Raw genomic sequence first — 3,806 nt, 5'->3', positions numbered from 1 at the left:
CGGCGAGCGGATCGAAGCCTCCTATGAGCTGCCGTTCCTGGCGCACGCGACCATGGAGCCGATCAACTGCACCGTGCACCTGAAGCCCGATAGCTGCGAGGTCTGGACCGGCACGCAGATCGTTTCGCGGGTGCAGTCGGAGGCGGCCAAGGCCGCCGGCCTGCCAGTCGACAACGTGATCGTCAACAATCATCTGCTCGGCGGCGGCTTCGGCCGCAAGCTCGAGCCCGACATGGCCGTGGCGGCCGTGAAGATCGCCAGGCAGCTCGACGGCCCGCTCAAGGGCGTTCCGCTCAAGGTTGTGTGGACGCGCGAGGAGGACATGCGGCACGATGTCTATCGCCCGGTTTATCGCGACGTTATCGCCGCGACGCTGACCGACGGCAAGATCTCGGCCTGGAAATACAAAATCGCGGGCGCCGCCGTGCTCGCGCGCTGGCTGCCGCCGGCATTCCAGAAGGGCATCGACATCGACGCCGTCGATTGCGCCGTCGACATGCCCTATGACATCGCCAATTTCGAGGTCGCCTATGTGCGCGCCGAGCCGCCGGCGGTGCCGACCGGCTTCTGGCGCGGTGTCGGCCCGAACAACAACGTATTCGCGATCGAGTGCTTCATCGATGAGCTCGCCCGCAAGGCGGGCCAGGATCCGATCGCGTTCCGCCGCGCCATGCTCGGCAAGACACCGCGGTTGCAGGCCGCGCTGGATATGGTTGCGGACAAATCCGGCTGGGGCCAGCCGCTGCCGCCGCGTGTCGGCCGCGGCGTCAGCGTGCAGCCGGCGTTCGGCAGCTTCATCGCCACCGTGGTCGAAGCGGAAGTCGCGGTATCAGGCGAGGTGCATCTGCGTCGCGCCACCTCGGTGGTCGATACCGGCATCGCGGTCAATCCGGACACCATCAAGGCGCAGATCGAGGGCGGCATGATCTTCAGCTTCACCGCCGCGCTCTACGGCGAGATCACTATCGCGAAGGGCCGCGTGCAGCAGTCCAACTTCAACGACTACCGGATGCTGCGGATCGACCAGGCGCCTAAGATCGAGGTGCACGTTGTCAAGAGCGGCGAGGCGCCGGGCGGCATCGGCGAGGCCGGCGTCAGCGCCGCCTTGCCTGCGCTCCGCAACGCGATCTATGCCGCGACCGGGGTGCCGTTACGCCGCATGCCGATCGACCGCAGCCTGATTGCCGCCGGGAGGAAGGCATGAGCAGGCCAGCAAACAGGCTGCAGGGCATCGTTACGGCAATCGTCGTGGTCGGCATTGCCGCTATCGGCGCCGTCGTGTGGTTTATCCGCGGTCCGTCGCCGCTCGCCTTCGCCGGGGGCAGTAAGGTCGCGCTCGCAGACTATCAGGATGCCAATCCGACCGGCGTGCCGGCCGCGCTGGCGCAGGCCGATCAGGTCACGCGCGGCGAATATCTCGCTCGCGCCGCAGACTGCGCGGCTTGCCACACCGCGCCCGGCGGCAAGCCACTGGCCGGCGGGTTCGGCTTCCAGCTGCCGTTCGGTACGCTCTATTCCACCAACATCACGTCCGACAAGGACACCGGCATCGGCAACTACACCGATGCCGAGTTCATCGCGGCGGTGCGACAAGGCATTCGGCGCGACGGGGCGCGGCTCTATCCGGCGATGCCCTACACGTCCTACAGCTATCTCAGCGACGCCGACGTGCTGGCGATCAAGGCCTATCTGTTCAACAGGCCTGCGGTCCACGCGCCGGCGCCTGCGAACTCGCTGTCGTTCCCGTTCGACCAGCGCTGGGCGATGATCGGCTGGGATATGCTGTTCAACCGCGACACGCGGTTTGCGCCAAATACTGCGCAGTCGCCGCAATGGAACAGGGGCGCTTATCTGGTCGAAGCGCTGGCGCATTGCGGCGAATGCCATACGCCGCGCAACGTCGCCTTCGCCCTCGACGGGCGCAACAAGTTCGCCGGCGCCGTGACCGCAGGCTGGCGTGCCTTCAACATCACATCGGACCAGGCAACCGGTATCGGCAGCTGGACTGATGCGGATCTGGTGGCCTATCTCGCGGCCGGCCATGCCACGGGGCACGGCACCGCCTCGGGTCCGATGGGGGAGGCGGTCGATAACAGCTTCCGCTATCTCGTGCCTGATGACATCAACGCCGTCGTCGCCTACCTGCGCAGCGTGCCAGCGATTGCCTCGCCCGACCAACCTGCGACGCCGGCGCCAGTAGCGCCAGCCTCCCATCGCGATGGCGTGATGGCAGATGCGCGCGGTAAGGTGGTGTTCGAGGGCGCCTGCGTGTCCTGCCACGGCTGGAGCGGCGAAAGCCTGGTATCGCCGCTGGCAACGCTGACAGGCTCCGCCGCGGTGAACGATCCGAGCGCGGTCAATGTCGCTCAGATCGTGATATCAGGCACCAGGCGCTCGACGCCGGACGGTGCGCTCTCGATGCCCGCCTTCGGCAACGCCTATTCGGACACCGAGATCGCGGCACTGGTGAACTACGTTACCGGCCGTTTCGGCCGGTCGGCCTCCCGCATCACGCCGCAGGAGGTCGCGGAGCTGCGCAAGCAGGGATCGAACTGACCGGGATCAATAGCGCGGATACGGAGCGCGATAGCCTTGATATCCTCGGCGCTGCTGCGCGAAGGCGTAGCGCGGATTGATGCCGCAACCGGCGTCGGTGCCTGACGCGGTCGCCATGCACTGCTGGTAGGTGGAGAACTGGCAATTGCCAGGATAACCCCACTCGCGACTTTGCAGACAGTAGCGGCTTTCGGCGGCGGCCGGCGAGCCGAAGCCGGCCAGGATGCAGGCGGTGGATGCGGCGGCGAAAATCAGATGGCGCATGAAGAGCTCCAGGATGGGATTGCGGAGTGAACGCCGCCCCGATGCGGACGTTCCTCCTACCTGACATACCGGACGGGACAGCGCGTTCGATTGTCCGTGAGCACATGCGCCGCTATTCTAACAGCTTCGTTCCTAACAGTTTACCGCGGCCGACGTACCGCGCGCACCTTGCCGCTCTTGCCGCCGCCGCAGAAGAAGCGGTCTTTGCCGTCGGACTCCAGACCCGAGACGCCGGTGCCCGGCGGCATCTCCAGCCGCTCCAGCACCTTGCCGTTCTCGGGATCGATCCGCCGGATATCGCTTTCGTCGTTCTCCCAGGTGCCGTGCCACAGCTCGCCGTCGACCCAGGTGACGCCCGTGACGAAGCGGTTGCAAGGCAGGGTGCGCAGGATCTTGCCGGTGTCGGGATCGATCTGATGAATCTTGCGCTCGCGATAGACGCCGACCCACAGCGTGCCTTCGGCCCACGCAAGGCCGGAATCGCCGCCGTCGCCCGGGGCGGGCATGGTGGCGAGCACGCGGCCGGAGCCGGGATCGATCTTGTGGATCTGCTTTTCGGCGATCTGGAACAGGTGCCGGCCGTCGAACGCGGTGCCGGCATGGGCAGGCGCCTCGATCCGGCGGTTCAGCTCGCCGCTGGCGGGATCGAGCGCCTCGATGCTGCCGCCGGCGGCGAACCAGATCTGCTCACCGTCATAGGTCACCCCGCCGACCTGCTCGACGCCTGGAAACGGGCCGTATTCCCTGATGATGTCGGCGGCCGATCGCTTCATCTGTCCTGTCCTGCTCGCGTGATCGATGCCGCCATCCTAATCGCTGGCGCGCGCCGCCGGGAGTAACAAGGTGGTCGTGAATCCCGGCGCCGGCGGCGTCATCCAGCGCCGGGCGCGGCCGCGGCCGAACGACTGGACGCGGTTTGCGGCCGCAAGTTCGTCGAGCGCCCGCTGCACCGTGCGCTGGCTGACATCCAGCGCCAGCGCCAGGCC

The 3,806-nt window shown here is 67.0% G+C and carries 4 protein-coding genes and 1 pseudogene; 2 read left to right on the top strand and 3 right to left on the bottom strand.

The genetic code is table 11. The features are described 5' to 3' along the window. Both WA702_RS26685 and WA702_RS26680 read left to right on the top strand, forming a co-directional pair. Positions 1-1,204, top strand: a 1,204-nt coding sequence (locus tag WA702_RS26685) for a xanthine dehydrogenase family protein molybdopterin-binding subunit (RefSeq protein ID WP_425113539.1), incomplete at its 5' end; no start/stop codon positions are given. After that, positions 1,201-2,556 (top strand): c-type cytochrome, encoded by a 1,356-nt coding sequence (locus tag WA702_RS26680; protein WP_425113538.1) that lies wholly within the window; start codon positions 1,201-1,203, stop codon positions 2,554-2,556. The genes WA702_RS26685 and WA702_RS26680, both read left to right, overlap by 4 nt. 6 nt (positions 2,557-2,562) lie before the next feature. On the opposite strand, the gene WA702_RS26675 is transcribed toward WA702_RS26680, so the two are convergent. The 3 genes and pseudogenes from WA702_RS26675 to WA702_RS26665 form a co-directional block, all read right to left on the bottom strand. After that, positions 2,563-2,820: a DUF3551 domain-containing protein gene (locus WA702_RS26675; RefSeq protein ID WP_425113537.1), complete on the bottom strand. Its 258-nt coding sequence runs from the start codon at positions 2,818-2,820 to the stop codon at positions 2,563-2,565. Positions 2,821-2,960: 140 nt separating this feature from the next. After that, positions 2,961-3,593, bottom strand: a complete 633-nt coding sequence (locus tag WA702_RS26670; protein ID WP_425113536.1) for a PQQ-binding-like beta-propeller repeat protein — start codon at positions 3,591-3,593, stop codon at positions 2,961-2,963. A 36-nt stretch (positions 3,594-3,629) separates the two neighbouring features. After that, positions 3,630-3,806: pseudogene (locus WA702_RS26665) on the bottom strand (helix-turn-helix domain-containing protein); the annotation flags it as partial.

It is taken from the genome of Bradyrhizobium sp. (assembly GCF_049798375.1).
Taxonomy (GTDB): Bacteria; Pseudomonadota; Alphaproteobacteria; order Rhizobiales; family Xanthobacteraceae; genus Bradyrhizobium.
Note: the sequence above shows the minus strand (reverse complement) of the source record. Positions and strands in the feature narration are given on the sequence as shown.